The sequence below is a fragment of the Mesorhizobium sp. M0894 genome (assembly GCF_040319725.1).
Lineage (GTDB): Bacteria > Pseudomonadota > Alphaproteobacteria > Rhizobiales > Rhizobiaceae > Mesorhizobium.
Genome location: NZ_JAMYOG010000009.1, coordinates 1 through 15,951 on the forward strand (window position 1 = coordinate 1; position 15,951 = coordinate 15,951).

Consider the following 15,951-nt stretch of genomic DNA (forward strand, 5'->3'; position numbering starts at 1 on the left):
CCACGCCCCCCCCCCCCCGTTTTCACACCCTAATTGCCTGCGCAAATTGGGGGAAACCCGACCTCTCCCCGAGGGGAGAGGAAGTCGCCAGCGCTGGCGCCAGCCTCTTCTCCCCATCGGGGAGAAGGTGGCCCGAAGGGCCGGATGAGGGGGCCTCCCCGTATGCGATTGCCGCCGGGAACGGCGAAGGAAAAGCCTTAGGCCGAAGCGCGCGCCTCGGCCAGTGCCTTCAGATCGGCAGGCTTCAATTCGACCGATTCGCCGCAGCCGCAGGCCGAGCTCTGGTTCGGGTTGCGGAAGGTGAAGCCGGTGCGCAGCGTCGTCTGCTCGAAATCCATCTCGGTGCCGAACAGGAAAAGCGCTGCCTCAGGCGCGACATAGACGTGGGCGCCGTCGCGCTCGATATGATCGTCCTTAGTGTTGGGCTCGGTCACCAGGTCGACCGTATATTCCATGCCGGCGCAGCCGCCCTTCTTGATGCCGAGGCGAATGCCATGCGCATTCTCACGGGTCGCGACGATCTCGCGCACCCGGTCGGCAGCCTTTTCGGTCATCGTGATGACGGCAAAGCGTCCCATTCTTTCCTTCTCCATTCCTTGCAGGTTCAAGGCCTGCCGAATGATTCCTCACCTAAAATGGTGAAGTTTTGTACCCGGCGCAAGTGCGCCAGCCTCTGTCTCGTCGGATGCTAGTACCACCCCACCGCGACCTGTGCCTCTTCCGACATGCGGTCGGGCGACCAAGGCGGGTCGAAGGTCATGTTGACCTCGACGCCGGAAACGCCTTCGACGGCGCCGACGGCGTTTTCGACCCAGCCCGGCATTTCACCGGCCACCGGGCAGCCCGGCGCGGTCAGCGTCATGTCGATCTTGACCGAGCGGTCGTCCTCGACGTCGATCTTGTAGACGAGGCCGAGCTCGTAGATGTCGGCCGGGATTTCGGGGTCATAGACCGTCTTCAGCGCTGAGACGATGTCGTCTGTCAGCCGCGCCAATTCGTCGGCGGGGATTGTCGATCCGGAAACCGCCGCATTGGTAGTCGTTTCCGAATTGGTCTCGGCGGTGTGGCTGGCATCATCCATGGTCGTCACCCGAAGAACTTTCGCGCCTTTTCCAGCGCATCGGCCAAAGCATCGACTTCGGCCCTGGTATTGTACATGCCGAACGATGCCCTGCATGTGGATGTTACGCCGAAGCGTTTCAACAGCGGCTGGGCGCAATGCGTGCCGGCGCGGACGGCCACGCCTTGCCGGTCGATGACCATCGACACATCATGCGCGTGGATGCCCTGCAGCTCGAACGAGATGATGGCGCCCTTGCCAGGCGCATCGCCGAAGATGCGCAGCGAGTTGATGGCGCGCAGTTTTTCATGCGCATAGTCCTTCAGATCGGCCTCATGGGCGGCGATGCGCTCGCGTCCGATCTTTTCCATGTATTCCAGCGCCGCACCCAGCCCGATCGCCTGGACGATCGGCGGCGTGCCGGCCTCGAAACGGTGCGGCGGGTCGTTGTAGGTGACGATGTCTTGCGTCACCTCCTCGATCATTTCGCCGCCGCCCATGAACGGGCGCATCCGCTCCAGAATATCCTTCTTGCCGTAGAGCACGCCGATGCCCGACGGGCCATAGACCTTGTGGCCGGTGAAGACGAAGAAATCGCAGTCGAGATCCTGCACGTCGATCGGCATATGCACGGCGCTCTGGCTGCCGTCGACCAGCACCGGAATGCCGCGGGCGTGCGCAATGCGCACGATCTCCGTGATCGGCGTGACCGTGCCCAGCGCATTTGACATATGGGTAATGGCAACCAGCTTGGTGCGGTCGGTCAGCCGTTTTTCGAATTCCTCGATGTGGAAGACGCCGAGATCGTCGACCGGCACCCAAACCAGTTTTGCGCACTGCCGCTCGCGGATGAAATGCCACGGCACGATGTTGGAGTGGTGCTCCATGATCGACAGCACGATCTCGTCGCCTTCGCCGATATTGGGCATGCCGAAGCCATAAGCGACGGTGTTGATCGCCGCCGTGGTGTTCGAGGTGAAGACGATGTTGTCGGTGCTCGGCGCGTTGAGAAATCTCTGCACTATCTTACGCGCGTTCTCATAGGCGTCGGTCGCGGCGTTCGACAGGAAATGCAGGCCGCGATGGACGTTGGCGTATTCCTGGGAATAGGCGTGCTGGATGGCGTCAAGCACGGCCTGCGGCTTCTGCGCCGAGGCGCCATTGTCGAGATAGACCAGCGGTTTGCCGTAGACTTGCCGCGACAGGATCGGGAAGTCGCGGCGGATCGCCTCGACGTCGTAGGGAATGTTTTCGACTTTCTGGTCCATCACAAGCTCTCTTGAGGCATCGCCTCATTCCGTCCAGCACCCCTCATCCGACCGAGCTTCGCTCGGCCACCTTCTCCCACAAGGGGAGAAGGAAGAAGCGCTCTACCCGTGCGTCAAAAACCAATCGTCGAGCCGTCGTTCCAGCGCCTCGACGATGGCCTCGTCGTCCAGTTCCTCGATCACTTCGGCGACGAAGGCCTTGACCAGCAGGCCGCGCGCGGTCTTCTCGTCGATGCCGCGCGCCATCAGGTAGAACAGATGGCTGTGGTCGATCTCGGTGACGGTCGCGCCATGGCCGCAAACGACGTCGTCGGCGAAGATTTCAAGCTCCGGCTTGGTCGAAAACTCACCGTCGTCCGACAACAGCAGCGTGTTGCAGGCCATCTTGGCGTTGGTCTTCTGCGCATATTGGTGGACGTTGATACGACCCTGGAAGACGCCGCGCGCCTTGCCGGTCACCACGTTGCGGATGACTTCGGTCGAGGCGGTGTGCGGCACGGCATGGTCGAGCACCATGGTGACGTCGGTATGGGTGTCGCCGGCCAAAAGATTGATGCCGCGCAGCGTGAAGTCGGCGCCCTCGCCGGTCGTCCTCACGACGACCTCCTGGCGCACCAGCTTGCCGCCGGCATTCATGACGAACAGCGTCAGTTTCGAATTCTTGCCGAGATGCGCCTTGAACTGGGCGAGATGTGTTGCCGTATCCGGCTGCTCCTGCACGATGAGCCATGTCATTTCGGCGCCCTCGCCAAGCACAAGCTGGCTGACCGAGCTGACCAGCGCCGCCCCCTCGCCCGCCTGGCGCTCGACGATGACAGCCTTGGCGCCGGCACCGACGCGGACGGCCAGGCGTACATGCGTCTGTCCACCGGCCTGCAAATTCTGCAGCTCAAGCGGCTTTTCCAGTTCGGCACCGTCGGCGATGTCGACGAAATAGCCGTCGGCGACAAAGGCGGTGTTCAGCGCGCCGATCGCGTCATCGGTGCCATAGGGATCCAACCCCGGCGCGATGCTGCCGTCGGTCAGCTTCTCCGACAGGCGCTGTACGGCGACGCCTTCGATATCGGGCAGTTTCGCGCTCGAAACCCCGTTCAGGACCGGCAAAACCGAGGAGTCTTCGACGATCGGCGCAATGGCTTTCGCGACCGCTGCCGGATCGAAGTCCGGCACCGAGGTCAGCAGCCGGCGCAGGTCCGTATAATGCCAGGATTCGATGCGCCGCGTCGGCAGGCCGCCCTTGATCGCCTCGATGGCGTCGTCGCGCTTCAGCATCACCGCGCCGTCGCCGGGCAGCAGCGACAGCCGCTCGCCAAAGGCGTCGATCAGCGCCGTTTCGGCCAATGTTCGCTGGGGTGTCGTGTGCATGTTCATCAGTATCGCCTTGTTTGGCTTGCCTTCCGGGCCTGCTGGCATCTCACGCGGCTTGCCCGATCACGCCGGCATAGCCATTGGCCTCGAGATCGAGCGCCAGCGACTTGTCGCCCGACTTGATGACCTGCCCCCTGTAGAGCACGTGCACCGTATCCGGCACGATGTATTGGAGCAGGCGCTGGTAGTGGGTGATGACGACGATGGCCCGGTCCGGCGAGCGCAGCGTGTTGACGCCGTCCGCGACGATCTTCAGCGCGTCGATATCGAGGCCGGAATCGGTCTCGTCGAGGACGCACAGTTTCGGCTCGAGCAGCTTCATCTGCAGGATCTCGGCGCGCTTCTTCTCGCCGCCGGAAAAGCCGACATTGAGCGGCCGCTTCAGCATCGCCATATCCATGTTGAGCGAGGCCGCTGCTTCCTTCACGCGCTTGAGGAATTCCGGGATCTTCAGCGGTTCCTCGCCGCGCGCCTTGCGCTGCTCGTTCATCGCCACTTTCAAAAATTCCATCGTCGCCACGCCCGGTATCTCCATCGGATACTGGAAGGCGAGGAATATGCCGGCGGTTGCGCGCTCGGCCGGATCCATTTCGAGGATCGACTGGCCGTCATAGAGGATATCGCCCTCGGTGACCTCATAGTCCTCGCGGCCGGCGAGGATATAGGACAGCGTTGACTTTCCCGAGCCGTTGGGACCCATGATAGCGGCAACCTCGCCGGCCCTGACCGTCAGGTTCAGGCCGCGGATGATCTCGGTGCCGTCATCGACGATGCGGGCGTGCAGGTTTTTTATCTCAAGCATTTTTTCTTTTTCCTGAAAATTCTTATCCGGTCAGCCGACCGAGCCCTCGAGGCTGATGCCGATCAGCTTCTGCGCCTCGACCGCGAATTCCATCGGCAGCTGCTGGATGACGTCCTTGACGAAGCCGTTGACGATCAGCGCGATCGCCTCTTCTTCCGGGATGCCGCGCTGCATGACGTAGAACTTCTGGTCGTCGGAAATCTTCGAGGTGGTCGCCTCATGCTCGAACTGCGCCGTCGAATTCTTGGCTTCCATGTAGGGCACGGTGTGCGCGCCGCACTGGTCGCCGATCAGCAGTGAATCGCAGTTGGTGAAGTTGCGGGCGTTGGTCGCCTTGCGGTGCGCCGAGACCTGGCCGCGATAGGTGTTCTGCGAAAAACCGGCGGCAATGCCCTTGGAGATAATGCGGCTCGACGTGTTCTTGCCGAGATGGATCATCTTGGTGCCGCTGTCGACCTGCTGGTAGCCGTTCGACACGGCGATCGAATAGAACTCGCCGCTGGAATCGTCGCCGCGCAGGATGCAACTCGGATATTTCCAGGTGATGGCCGAGCCGGTCTCGACTTGCGTCCACGAAATCTTCGAGCGATGGCCGCGGCAGTCGCCGCGCTTGGTGACGAAATTATAGATGCCGCCCTTGCCCTCGGCGTCGCCAGGATACCAGTTCTGCACCGTCGAATATTTGATCTCGGCATCGTCGAGCGCGATCAGTTCGACCACCGCGGCATGAAGCTGGTTCTCGTCGCGCTGCGGTGCCGTGCAGCCTTCGAGATAGGAGACGTAAGCACCCTCCTCGGCGATGATCAGCGTGCGCTCGAACTGGCCGGTGTTCTTCTCGTTCATGCGGAAATAGGTCGACAATTCCATCGGGCAGCGCACGCCCTTGGGGACGAAGACGAAGGAGCCGTCGGTGAACACCGCCGAATTCAACGTTGCGTAGAAATTGTCGGAGGTCGGCACGACCGAGCCGAGATATTTCTTCACCAGCTCCGGATGCTCGCGGATCGCTTCCGAGATCGAGCAGAAGATGACGCCGGCCTGCGCCAGCTCCTTCTTGAAGGTGGTGACGACGGAGACCGAATCGAACACCGCGTCGACAGCGACACGGCCCGACTTGTAGACATTGTCGCTGGCTTCCTCGAGCTCCGAGGCATCGGTCTTCTGCACGCCGGCGAGGATCTCCTGTTCCCTGAGCGGAATGCCGAGCTTCTCGTAGACCTTCAGCAGTTCGGGATCGACGTCGCTGAGCGAGGTCGGTCCGGGCGTGCTCTTGGGCGCCGCGTAATAGTAGAGGTCCTGAAAATCGATCTTGGGATAGTGGACGCGCGCCCATTTCGGCTCGTCCAGCGTCAGCCAGCGGCGATAGGCTTCCAGGCGCCATTCCAGCATCCAGGACGGCTCGTCCTTCTTCGCCGAAATGAAGCGGATAATGTCTTCGCTCAGGCCCTTGGGGGCCTTGTCCATCGCGATTTCGGTCTGGAATCCGTATTTATACTGGTCGACATCGATCTTTCGAACTCGATCGATCGTCTCCTGCACAGCAGGCATCAGCGTTCTCCATCCACGCCGGGGTCAAGGCCCGGCAGTTTTCAAACTATGGCACCGCCAACCAGCACCCTTTGGGCACCCGAAGCGGCGTAAGTTTCATATAGTGCGTTCATGCCGGAAATTCACCCGGCCAAATGCAAACGCACGGCTCTACCAGGCCGTAAGGCCCAAATGTCACGTTGCCGCGCTCAGGCGGCCTTTTCCCTGTTTGCCCGCCGCGCGACGATCGTCGCCAGCGCCGAACGGAACAGCTCGATGTCTTCAGCGCCGGTCGCGTGACCGATCGACACACGCAACGCGCCAAGGCTGTCGCCATAACCCATGGCCTTCAGCACGTGACTAGGCCCGACCTTGCCCGATGAACAGGCCGATCCGGCCGACAGCGCCACACCGGCCAGGTCGAAGGCGATCTGCGCCGTCTCGGCCTTGATGCCGGCAATAGCGAAGAATGTGGTGTTGGCAAGCCTTGGCGCGCCGGTCCCGAAGAATTCGGCATCCGGAACCAGCGTTTTCACGATCGCCTCGATTTCGTCGCGACGTTGCCGCACCGCATCGATCGTTTGCAAGCCGGCAAGCGCCTCACGCGCCGCCGCGCCAAACCCGGCAATCGCCGCCAGGTTTTCGGTGCCGCCGCGATGGCCCTTTTCCTGGCCGCCGCCGCTGACCAGCGGCTTCGGCATCATCAAGTCCGACGCCGCGACAATGGCGCCGACGCCCTTGGGGCCGCCGATCTTGTGCGAGGAGAGAATCAGATAATCGGCGTAACCCGTTGACATATCGAGCGGAATGCGGCCGGCCGCCTGCACGGCATCGACCACCAGGATGCCACCCGCCGCCTTGACGATTTCAGCAATGCGGCCAACCGGCTGGATCACGCCGGTCTCGTTGTTGGCGGCGTGGATGGCTACCAGCGGCAAGCCGTCGGCCTTGTCATGCGCACCGAGCGCTGCCGCCAAGGCGTCGAACCTGACGATGCCATCGGCGTCGACGCCGATCCGCGTCAGCTGCGCGGCCGGGAAGCGCCCGCCATTCAGCAGGCAAGGATGATCGGCCTCGGACACGTAAAGCCGGCTCATGCGGATGGCGCCGCGCCCCATCTGCCAGTCCGGCGTCAGCAGCGTCGAGGCCGCTTCCGTAGCGCCGGAGGTGAACACGACATGCTCTGTTTTGGCGCTGACCAGTCGTGCCAGGTCGCGCCTAGCATCCTCGATCAGCCGCCGTGCAGCGCGGCCCTCGGCATGGACCGAGGACGGGTTGGCGGCGACGTCGAGCGCAGTGACCACGGCCGCGCGCGCCGAGGCAAGCAGCGGCGCGCTGGCGTTGTAGTCGAGATAGGCGCGAGCTCCGGCCATTTCCGTCCAACTGGTCCCTTCAAAAGCCGTTCCGCGAAGATAGCGCGTTATTTCCTTGAAATTGCAAGGCAAGACGTCCTATTTACGCGGCTTGCGGCGCGGGTGGCCGAGCCACAATTTTTTGGCCGCCCAGTTTTGAACAATTCTAAACTAGCTTCTAGAAAGACGCCCGCCCTGCGTCAAGGCCTAGGGAAGACTGGGGCCTAGGGAAGACTGGGGCCTAGGGAAGACTGGGGCCAGAGGAAGAGTTGTTCCGGGCGCCGCGCAGTTTATGCCAAGTGGAGTATTTCATGCCTGAGGTCATTTTTACCGGTCCGGCCGGCCGCCTGGAGGGTCGCTATCAGCCCTCGAAGGAAAAGAGCGCGCCGATTGCCATCGTCCTGCACCCGCACCCCCAGTTCGGCGGTACGATGAACAACAAGATCGTCTACGACCTCTTCTACATGTTCCAGAAGCGCAATTTCACCACGCTGCGCTTCAATTTCCGCGGCATCGGCCGCAGCCAGGGCGAATTCGACCACGGCACCGGCGAGTTGTCCGACGCTGCCGCGGCGCTCGACTGGGTGCAGTCGCTTCATCCGGATTCCAAGAGCTGCTGGGTTGCGGGCTATTCGTTCGGCTCGTGGATCGGCATGCAGCTTCTGATGCGCCGGCCCGAGATCGAAGGCTTCATCTCGATCGCGCCGCAGCCCAATACCTATGATTTCTCGTTCCTGGCACCCTGCCCGTCGTCCGGCCTGATCATCCATGGCGACGCCGACAAGGTCGCGCCGCCAAAGGACGTGCAGGGCCTGGTCGACAAGCTGCACACGCAAAAGGGCATTACCATCACCCAGAAGACCTTGCCCGGCGCCAACCATTTCTTTGCCAACCATGCGGAGCTTTTGATCGAGGAATGCGCGGACTATCTCGATCGCCGGCTGGCCGGGGAGCTGTCCGACCCACGGCCGAAGCGGCTGAGATAGTCGGGGAACGAAAATGTACCAGCCGCCTCACTTCCAGGAAACCCGGCAGGACGTCCTGCACGGGCTGATCCGGGCGCATCCGCTTGGCCTGCTGGTCTCGAATGGCGCCGAGGGGCCGGTCGCCAACGCGATTCCCTTCCTGCTCGACGCCCCCTCCCTGCTCAACGAGGAAGTGCCGCCGAACGGCAGGCTACGCGCCCATCTAGCCAGGGCCAATCCGCAATGGCGGCTTTTGGCCGACAATCCCCTGTCGCCCGTGCTGGTCGTCTTCCAGGGCGCGGACGCCTATGTGACGCCGTCCTGGTACGAGACCAAGCGCGAAACCGGCAAGGTGGTACCGACCTGGAACTACGCCATCGTCCAGGTGCGCGGCATCGTTACGGTGGTCGAGGACCAGGATTGGCTGGCTGAGCAGATTTCCGATCTGACAATGTCGCAGGAGGGCAATCGCGCGACGCCGTGGGCGGTGACCGACGCGCCAGCACCCTTCATCCAGTCGCAGATCAAGGGCATTGTCGGCCTGGAAATCGCGATCACCGAAATCAACGGCAAATGGAAAGTCAGCCAGAACCGGCCGGCCGCCGACCGCATCGGTGTCGCCGAGGGGCTCGAGAGCGAAGCTGCCAGTTCGGCCGACATGGTCCGGCTGGTACGATCCTATGGCGGGCTGGACGGCAAGTAATCTCGACCGGTCTCAGGCCGGTCGCGGGCTCAATCGACCTTGGTCATCGCCGCCTTGCGCTCGTTGGCGATCAGCCAGAGATTGCGGATATAGATCAACAGGCCCATGGCCTGGCCGGCGATGAACACCGGATCCTGACGCTGGATGGCGTAGATCAGCAGCAGGCCGCCGCCGAACAGCGAAAAAAACCAGAAGGCGATCGGCACGACACTGCGCTTGGCCTTTTCCGACGCCACCCACTGCACCAGAAAGCGCATGGTGAAGAAGAACTGGGCGACGAAGCCGAGCAGAACCCAGGCATCGAATTGCTTGACGAAAACATCGTGAAGCCAGGTCGCCAATTCCTGAAGCACGTTACCCATGCCTGATTTCCTCTACTTTGGGCATTCTGCGGCGCCTGCGGCGCAGCCACCAGACGCCGGCAAGATCGAGCACGCCCTGCAGGCCGCGATCGAAGATGCCGTAATTCGATTTGCCGTGGCGGCGGGAGCGGTCGACGACGTCGCAATGGACGACGCGGTAGCCCTCCTGGATGACCAGCGCCGGAACAAAGCGGTGGGTGCCGTCGAAGAACGGCAATTTCCTCAAAATATCGGTATGGATCGCCTTGAGGCCGCAGCCGGTATCCCGCGTCTCGTCGTGCAGGATGGCCTTTCTCAGCCCGTTGGCGAAACGCGACGCCAGCTGCTTGATCTTGCTGTCGCGGCGCTTCAGACGCTGTCCCTGCGCAGCCCCGACGTCGGGACCAGCCTGCCGGAGCGCGTCGATCAACACTGGGATATAGCCGGGGTCGTTCTGGCCGTCGCCGTCGATGGTGGCGACGATATCGCCGCGCGCTGCCCAGGCGCCCGAGCGTACCGAGAGCGACTGGCCGGCGGATTTCGCATGCCTGAGGTGGCGCAGCGGAAACGCGCGAAGCGCTGCCTGAGCGGCAAGGACCGAAGGCGTGTCGTCGGTCGAGCCATCGTCGACGACGATGACCTCGAAGTCGCGCCCGGCCATGGCAGCGCCGATCTCGTCGAGCAGAAGCGGCAGGTTCGCCGCCTCGTTCCGGCAAGGAATGACGATGGATATCTCCGGCATCTCGACTCTGTCACAGGATATGGCATTCGATCGATGCCGCGCGGTCCAGCGGATGAGGCCCGCTGGTGCGGCGCCTCATTACGCCAGCCGAAACGAGGACGCAAGCAGGCGCGCCGGAAGTGAAGGATGATCGCTTCAGGTTTGATGGCCCCCCACGTTACCCGTTCCGGGGAGAGCCGCTTGTCTCGCGACGCGCGGCTCTCCCTTCTCCCTTGTGGGAGAAGGTGTGAGGGGTGCTCCAGCTTGGCACCAACCGCGCTCTGTCCAGCACCCCTCAACCGTCTTGGCGCTGCGCGCCAATCCACCTTCTCCCACCGGGGAGAAGGGAAGAGGGCGCGCTAAAACCGGATTCCACTTTTGCTGATCGCGCTTGAGTGCTAAACGCCGGCCTTCACGCATACCGTGCCGCGTTCGGCCGCAAGCCTCTGGGAAGAAAAATGTCCGCCTTCAAATCCGATTTCCTGCGCACGATGAGCGAGCGCGGCTTCATCCACCAGACCTCGGATGATGCAGCCCTCGACCAGCTTTTCGCCACGGAGACGGTGAGCGCCTATATCGGCTTCGACGCCACCGCGAGGAGCCTGCATGCCGGGTCGCTGATCCAGATCATGATGCTTTACTGGCTGCAGCAGACCGGTCACCGGCCGATCGCGCTGATGGGCGGCGGCACCTCGATGATCGGCGATCCGTCGTTCAAGGACGAGGCGCGCAAGCTTTTGACGCCGCAGGACATCGAGAACAATCTGGCCGGCATCCGCCGCAACTTCATGCCCTACCTCAAATTCGGCAGCGGCCCCAACGACGCCGTCATGATCAACAATGCCGACTGGCTGATGGATATCAACTACGTCAATTTCCTGCGCGATGTCGGCAGGCATTTTTCGGTCAACCGCATGCTGGCCTTCGATTCGGTCAAGCTCCGGCTGGATCGCGAGCAGTCGCTGTCGTTCCTCGAATTCAACTACATGATCCTGCAGGCCTACGACTTCGTCGAGCTCTACAAGCGCCTCGGCTGCCGGCTGCAGATGGGCGGCTCCGACCAGTGGGGCAACATCGTCAACGGCATCGATCTCGGCCACCGCATGGAAGGCGCGCAGCTTTATGCGCTGACGACGCCGCTGCTCACCACTTCGTCCGGCGCCAAGATGGGCAAGTCGGCCTCGGGCGCGGTCTGGCTCGATGCGGAGATGTTGAGCCCGTACGAGTTCTGGCAATATTGGCGCAATACCGAGGATGCCGATGTCGGCCGTTTCCTGAAGCTCTACACGACCCTGCCGCTCGCCGAGGTCGCGCGCCTCGAACGGCTCGGCGGCTCGGAGATCAACGAGGCCAAGAAGATCCTCGCCACCGAAATCACCGCCATGCTGCATGGCCGCGAGGCGGCGGAGGAGGCCAGCGAAACGGCGCGTAAGACGTTCGAAGAAGGCGCGTTCGCCGAAACACTGCCGACTGTCGAGGTGAGCAGGGCGGATCTTGAAGTCGGCGTCGGCATATTGTCGCTGTTCGTGACCGCCGGGCTGGCTGCGTCCAACGGCGAGGCAAGGCGGCATATCCAGGGCGGCGCCGTGCGCCTCAACGACCAGCTCGTAGCCGACGATCGCAGGATGGTGACGCTGCAGGATCTTGGCCCGGAAAACGTGGCAAAGCTGTCCCTCGGCAAGAAGAAACACGTTCTGGTGCGGCCGGTCTGACGCTACGCTGCCGTTCACGCCGGCAGGACAGAGGGGGGCACGAAGGATCGCTACAGAGCGTCGTTGTTCACCCGCCTACCCTGGCCGCCTCAACGATACTCGAAGATCGACCGGAATATCCCGGGCGCGATCACCGATAGCGGATTGACCTCCAGGTTGGGCTTGTTGGCGTTGCCCTTGAGCCTGTAGGTGACGCCGATCAGGCCGCGGTCGCGGCCGTTGCCGAGCAGCGCGCCGATCAGCGGCAGTTCGCCGAAGATGCGGTTTACGCCGTAGGCCGGCATGAACGTGCCGGTGATGTCCATATTGTTGTTCTGGTCGTAGAGCGTGCCCTGGAAGGTGGTGCCGATGCGCGAGCCGCGCAGCACGCCGTTGCGCAGCTTCAGATAGCCGCTGCCCTTCTCGATTTCGCTGAAACCGCGCTCGAACTTCACCCTCGACGTGTCGAGATTGCCTTTGACCGCCTCGTTGAGGCTACGGCTGTCGCCAGCCGGCGTCGTCGACACGATCGAGGCGAGCTTCGGCTCGTTGACGATAAAGAAGTTCTTGGCGTCGACCTGGCCTTTCATCGGCCCGTCGCCGGCCCCGGTGAGTGCCAGCGTGATCGAGCCGCCTTCCATGTGCTCGTAGATGTTAAGGAAGCGCAGTATGGCACCGGCATCGGCCGACTTCATGTTGAGCGCGCGCAGGCCGCCGCCGGTCGTATTGCTGATGGTGATCGCGGCTCCCGAATCTGCCGTGGCGCTCACCTTGAGCCCGTTCACCCTGGAGCCGGCGGCGCTGTAGTCGAGCTTCAGATTCGATAGCACCTCGTCATGGAAGCCGGTCAGGGAACTGACGTCGGCGCTGACCGAGATCGTATCGACGCCGGTGGTCTTGGTGGCGGTGTCGACGTCGGACGTGAATTGCTTGATCAGCGAGCGTGCGTCCAGCGCGCTGCCGCTAACCTCGACCGCATAGGCCTTGCCCGACCGCTTCACCGAGACGGCGACGTCGTCGCCCCTGTTCAACGTGACCTTGCTGAACCGGGCCGAGGACAAGGCGCCGTTGACCAGCACCGCGCTGCCGTCGATGGAGAAGGTCTTGCCGTCGAGTTCGAAATTGGACAGCGTCGTGGTGTCGCCGGTCTTCGCCATGGCGAAGGTGACCTTGGCGGGGATGCCGGGGCCCTTGCTCCAGCCGGCCCAGGGAATGTCCAGCCTGGCATTGGTCAGGTCGGCCGACACGTTCTGGTTGCCGGTGCCGCTCTTGTCGATCGCCACCTTGATGGTTCCGGAAAGCAGCGTCGACAGGCCAGGCATGGCGGTGGCGCGGGTCTTGTCGTCGAGCACCAGCGCTACTTTACGACTGCGCGGCGGGCCGCCATCCCTGAGCGGCTCGATCAGGTCGAGCTCGGCCGGAATGCCGTTGAGCAGCGCCTTGGCCGAGATCACCGCCCGGTCGGGTGCGACGGTGATCGAGCCGTCGGCATGGCTGACCGTCTGGCCCTCGAACGGCTTGGCCAGCGACAGGTCCTTGTAGTCGAGCGCCACCAGCCAATCGAGTTTGGAGGAGTCGACGCCGGACTGCAGCGGAATATCGGCCTTGACGTGGCCGGTCACCGTGCCGGACAGGTCGTCCGGCAGCAGGCCGACATGGCGCATGGCGTTGATCGGGTCATAAGATGCCAGTTCGGCGATCGCCGGCGCCTCGCCGGCGACATCGATGTCGAGCGCGCCGATCACCGGCGGATGGTTCGCCGCCTTGACGGTGAGCGTGCCGTTGCTTGCCGCCACGGTACGGCCGCTCGGCATATAGACGCTGCCCGAGGACAGCGCGACGTCGACGTCGTTGCCGTGGAAGCCGACGACGCCGACGGCATCGCGGATCGGCGGAATACGGCCGGCCGTGTCGAAGCGCGATCCTTCAACCTGGAATCGGCCGAAGACTTCATCGGCGGAAAGCGGCACGCCGTTGCCGAGCCGTCCGGGTACGACCTGGAATTGCAGGCTGCCATCGACGACGCGGCCGCCGAACAGGTTCTTAAGCACCCACAGCCTGGCATTGCGCGCCGAAAACCACGGCCATAATTGCTTGACGTGCGAGACCGGCATGTCGTGGACATTGAGCGCCACCGAAATGCCCGGCGCCTGGTTGGCGACGAATGAAACCGAAGCCGTGCCCAGCACTTCGCTGCCCGGTCCGGACCGGACGCCGATCTGCTCGGCGACCAGCTTTTGGCTCGTCGGCTGGTAGATGCCGGCAATACGGGCAATGAAGCTGAGCGCCGGTTCCGGCGAATCCGACGGCGCCAAGGTCGAACCGTCGCTGGTCAGGTCGTAGCGATAGGATGGCTCCTCGCCCGCTGTGCCGGTCGCCGGCTTCGGCCCGATCGAACCGGCAAAATCGAAGGTCGAGCGGCCGGTCTTCACCAGCAATCCGTCGACCTGGATCTTGTTCGAACCGGCGACGAGCGTTGCATCGAGATCGACGTCGGCCGGAAGCAGGCCGCGCGAACCGAGATCGAGCACCGATCCGGTCAGCGACAGGGCAGCGGTCAGCCGCGAGCCGTTGTCGCCGGCCGCTTCCGACCCCGCCAGCTTCAAGGCGATTGCGCCCAATTTGCCACCTGCCGCCGCAGTGTCGGCGTCCGCCGCCTGGATGCTGGCGTCCAGCGTGGCGATGCGTCGCGTCGCCGGATCGCGGGTGGCGGAAGCGGCGATGGTGAGCGCCCTGCCGTCGACATCCGCGTCGGATGAAAACTCCATGCTTCCCGGTCCCGACTGCGACACGGAGGCGTCGGCGATGGTGACCGACTTGACCGATCCGGTCTCGGGCAGTGCCAGCTCGACATTGCGCAGATCGATCTGGCGCACCGAATCCTCGCGCACCGCATCGAGCGCGCGGTTGACGTTGGCGAAGACGGCGGCGGAAAGTTTTTCCGGATCGATGAGGCCATCCTGGTTGCGCAGCCCGGCCGTCCAGTCGCCGCCGGACGGCATCGCCGCCATGACGATGTGCGCGTCGGAAATCCGGGCGCTGGTCAGCCGCACCTCGCCCGAAAGCAGCGGGATCAGCCGGATGCCGAAGCGGACCCGGCCGGCATCGGCCATCGGTTTGCCGTCGGCGGTCTTGAGGCTGACGTCGCTGACCTGCAGCGCAATGAAGCTCGACCCGTCAAGCGTCAGCCGGGCCGGCCCGACGGCAACGTCGACATCGAAGCCGGCCAATTTCTCGATTGCCGTCTCGGCTTCCGCGCGAAGCCGCTCCGAGCCGAAACCGGACACGCCGATCGCATAGACACCGGCCGCAGCCAGCAGCACAAGGGCGACGAGGCCGGCAAACAGCCGCGCCATCAAACGAACGCCGCGACCGATCGACGCTTGGCCGAGCGGCGGGACGCGGCACGCGGACGGAAAGGTCCCCAGGTCGGTGATCTCGTCACGCCTGAACCTGATCTTCTCGTGCTGCGGTAGCTCCTGATCCACGCAATCTTCCGTTGAAACGAATTCGATCGTGGACGAATCCCCGCTCGACATTATATCGATGCAGCCTGGCGCGTAACCTCAAACAAGGGCATCGGTATGGCTGACCTCGACGTGGGCGATGTTGCGCCGCAATTCGATCTTCCGCGCGACGGCGGCGGTTCACTCAGCCTCGCCACATTGCTGGGAAAACCCATCGTACTCTATTTCTACCCACAGGACGACACCACAAGCTGCACCAGCGAGGCGATCGGCTTTTCGCAGTTGAAGCCGGAATTCGAAAAGGCCGGCGCTGTCGTCATCGGGCTGTCGCCGGACAGCGTCAAGAAGCACGACAAGTTCAAGGCGAAATACGATCTGAGCATCGACCTGGTCGCCGACGAAGAGCGCAAGGTGATCGAGGCCTACCATTTGTGGGTCGAAAAGAAGCTCTACGGCCGCATTTATATGGGCGTCGAGCGGGCGACGTTCCTGGTCGGCCGGGACGGACGCATCGCCAGGATCTGGCGTAACGTCCGCGTCAAAGGCCACGCCGAAGCGGTGCTGGAGGCCGTTCGCGCCCTTTGAGAGCTGCGGCACGCCGCTGCAATTCGATGCCCGTTTTGCGCGAATACCTTTGCCCGTCGTTCGGTCCGGCAAAACTTTGTTAACCCTAATAATGTGTAATC

General features: G+C 63.2%; 14 protein-coding genes. 4 read left to right on the forward strand and 10 right to left on the reverse strand.

The window, feature by feature from the left end; genetic code table 11:
- Positions 1–197: 197 nt before the first annotated feature.
- The 7 genes from sufA to NKH91_RS18405 all read right to left on the reverse strand — a co-directional run bounded on the left by sufA (position 198) and on the right by NKH91_RS18405 (position 7,398).
- Positions 198–578 (reverse strand): Fe-S cluster assembly scaffold SufA, encoded by a 381-nt coding sequence (gene sufA / locus NKH91_RS18375; RefSeq protein WP_006206001.1) that lies wholly within the window; start codon positions 576–578, stop codon positions 198–200.
- A gap of 110 nt (positions 579–688) precedes the next feature.
- Entirely contained in the window at positions 689–1,081 is a 393-nt protein-coding gene (locus tag NKH91_RS18380) for an SUF system Fe-S cluster assembly protein (protein WP_352845048.1), read from the reverse strand.
- Between the two features lie 5 nt (positions 1,082–1,086).
- A complete protein-coding gene (locus tag NKH91_RS18385; protein WP_352884180.1) occupies positions 1,087–2,328 on the reverse strand; it encodes a cysteine desulfurase in 1,242 nt (413 codons plus the stop codon).
- Between the two features lie 102 nt (positions 2,329–2,430).
- The gene (sufD, locus tag NKH91_RS18390; RefSeq protein WP_352884177.1) at positions 2,431–3,699 is read right to left on the reverse strand and encodes a Fe-S cluster assembly protein SufD; all 1,269 of its coding nucleotides are present in this window, start codon (positions 3,697–3,699) and stop codon (positions 2,431–2,433) included.
- 43 nt (positions 3,700–3,742) lie between these two features.
- The gene (gene sufC, locus NKH91_RS18395) at positions 3,743–4,498 is read right to left on the reverse strand and encodes a Fe-S cluster assembly ATPase SufC (RefSeq protein ID WP_023717359.1); all 756 of its coding nucleotides are present in this window, start codon (positions 4,496–4,498) and stop codon (positions 3,743–3,745) included.
- Positions 4,499–4,528: 30 nt separating this feature from the next.
- Positions 4,529–6,046 (reverse strand): Fe-S cluster assembly protein SufB, encoded by a 1,518-nt coding sequence (sufB, locus tag NKH91_RS18400; protein WP_023717358.1) that lies wholly within the window; start codon positions 6,044–6,046, stop codon positions 4,529–4,531.
- Between the two features lie 188 nt (positions 6,047–6,234).
- On the reverse strand, positions 6,235–7,398 hold the full coding sequence (locus tag NKH91_RS18405; RefSeq protein ID WP_352845053.1) for a cysteine desulfurase family protein: 1,164 nt from the start codon (positions 7,396–7,398) through the stop codon (positions 6,235–6,237).
- A 290-nt stretch (positions 7,399–7,688) separates the two neighbouring features.
- Between NKH91_RS18405 and NKH91_RS18410 the strand changes: the two genes are divergently transcribed.
- Positions 7,689–8,363, forward strand: a complete 675-nt coding sequence (locus NKH91_RS18410) for an alpha/beta hydrolase (RefSeq protein ID WP_023717356.1) — start codon at positions 7,689–7,691, stop codon at positions 8,361–8,363.
- A 13-nt stretch (positions 8,364–8,376) separates the two neighbouring features.
- Positions 8,377–9,045: an FMN-binding negative transcriptional regulator gene (locus NKH91_RS18415; RefSeq protein WP_352845055.1), complete on the forward strand. Its 669-nt coding sequence runs from the start codon at positions 8,377–8,379 to the stop codon at positions 9,043–9,045.
- A gap of 29 nt (positions 9,046–9,074) precedes the next feature.
- On the opposite strand, the gene NKH91_RS18420 is transcribed toward NKH91_RS18415, so the two are convergent.
- On the reverse strand, positions 9,075–9,407 hold the full coding sequence (locus NKH91_RS18420; RefSeq protein WP_023674681.1) for a lipid-A-disaccharide synthase N-terminal domain-containing protein: 333 nt from the start codon (positions 9,405–9,407) through the stop codon (positions 9,075–9,077).
- Positions 9,400–10,128: a glycosyltransferase family 2 protein gene (locus NKH91_RS18425; RefSeq protein WP_352717322.1), complete on the reverse strand. Its 729-nt coding sequence runs from the start codon at positions 10,126–10,128 to the stop codon at positions 9,400–9,402. The genes NKH91_RS18420 and NKH91_RS18425 overlap by 8 nt, the downstream gene beginning before the upstream one ends.
- 437 nt (positions 10,129–10,565) lie before the next feature.
- Between NKH91_RS18425 and tyrS the strand changes: the two genes are divergently transcribed.
- Complete coding sequence (tyrS, locus tag NKH91_RS18430) at positions 10,566–11,819, forward strand: tyrosine--tRNA ligase (RefSeq protein ID WP_352845057.1); 1,254 nt, start codon at positions 10,566–10,568, stop codon at positions 11,817–11,819.
- A gap of 89 nt (positions 11,820–11,908) precedes the next feature.
- Here the strand turns inward: tyrS and NKH91_RS18435 are convergent, their stop codons facing one another.
- Positions 11,909–15,286, reverse strand: a complete 3,378-nt coding sequence (locus NKH91_RS18435) for a hypothetical protein (RefSeq protein WP_352845059.1) — start codon at positions 15,284–15,286, stop codon at positions 11,909–11,911.
- 96 nt (positions 15,287–15,382) lie between these two features.
- Here NKH91_RS18435 and NKH91_RS18440 point away from each other — a divergent pair, with 96 nt between their 5' ends.
- The gene (locus NKH91_RS18440) at positions 15,383–15,850 is read left to right on the forward strand and encodes a peroxiredoxin (RefSeq protein WP_352845061.1); all 468 of its coding nucleotides are present in this window, start codon (positions 15,383–15,385) and stop codon (positions 15,848–15,850) included.
- The last annotated feature ends 101 nt before the right edge of the window (positions 15,851–15,951 follow it).

Coding starts and splice junctions, on each gene's coding strand:
- sufA (WP_006206001.1), bottom strand. CDS start 578: ATGGGACGCTTTGCCGTCATCACGATGACCGAAAAGGCTGCCGACCGG.
- NKH91_RS18380 (WP_352845048.1), bottom strand. CDS start 1,081: ATGGATGATGCCAGCCACACCGCCGAGACCAATTCGGAAACGACTACC.
- NKH91_RS18385 (WP_352884180.1), bottom strand. CDS start 2,328: ATGGACCAGAAAGTCGAAAACATTCCCTACGACGTCGAGGCGATCCGC.
- sufD (WP_352884177.1), bottom strand. CDS start 3,699: ATGAACATGCACACGACACCCCAGCGAACATTGGCCGAAACGGCGCTG.
- sufC (WP_023717359.1), bottom strand. CDS start 4,498: ATGCTTGAGATAAAAAACCTGCACGCCCGCATCGTCGATGACGGCACC.
- sufB (WP_023717358.1), bottom strand. CDS start 6,046: ATGCCTGCTGTGCAGGAGACGATCGATCGAGTTCGAAAGATCGATGTC.
- NKH91_RS18405 (WP_352845053.1), bottom strand. CDS start 7,398: ATGGCCGGAGCTCGCGCCTATCTCGACTACAACGCCAGCGCGCCGCTG.
- NKH91_RS18410 (WP_023717356.1), top strand. CDS start 7,689: ATGCCTGAGGTCATTTTTACCGGTCCGGCCGGCCGCCTGGAGGGTCGC.
- NKH91_RS18415 (WP_352845055.1), top strand. CDS start 8,377: ATGTACCAGCCGCCTCACTTCCAGGAAACCCGGCAGGACGTCCTGCAC.
- NKH91_RS18420 (WP_023674681.1), bottom strand. CDS start 9,407: ATGGGTAACGTGCTTCAGGAATTGGCGACCTGGCTTCACGATGTTTTC.
- NKH91_RS18425 (WP_352717322.1), bottom strand. CDS start 10,128: ATGCCGGAGATATCCATCGTCATTCCTTGCCGGAACGAGGCGGCGAAC.
- tyrS (WP_352845057.1), top strand. CDS start 10,566: ATGTCCGCCTTCAAATCCGATTTCCTGCGCACGATGAGCGAGCGCGGC.
- NKH91_RS18440 (WP_352845061.1), top strand. CDS start 15,383: ATGGCTGACCTCGACGTGGGCGATGTTGCGCCGCAATTCGATCTTCCG.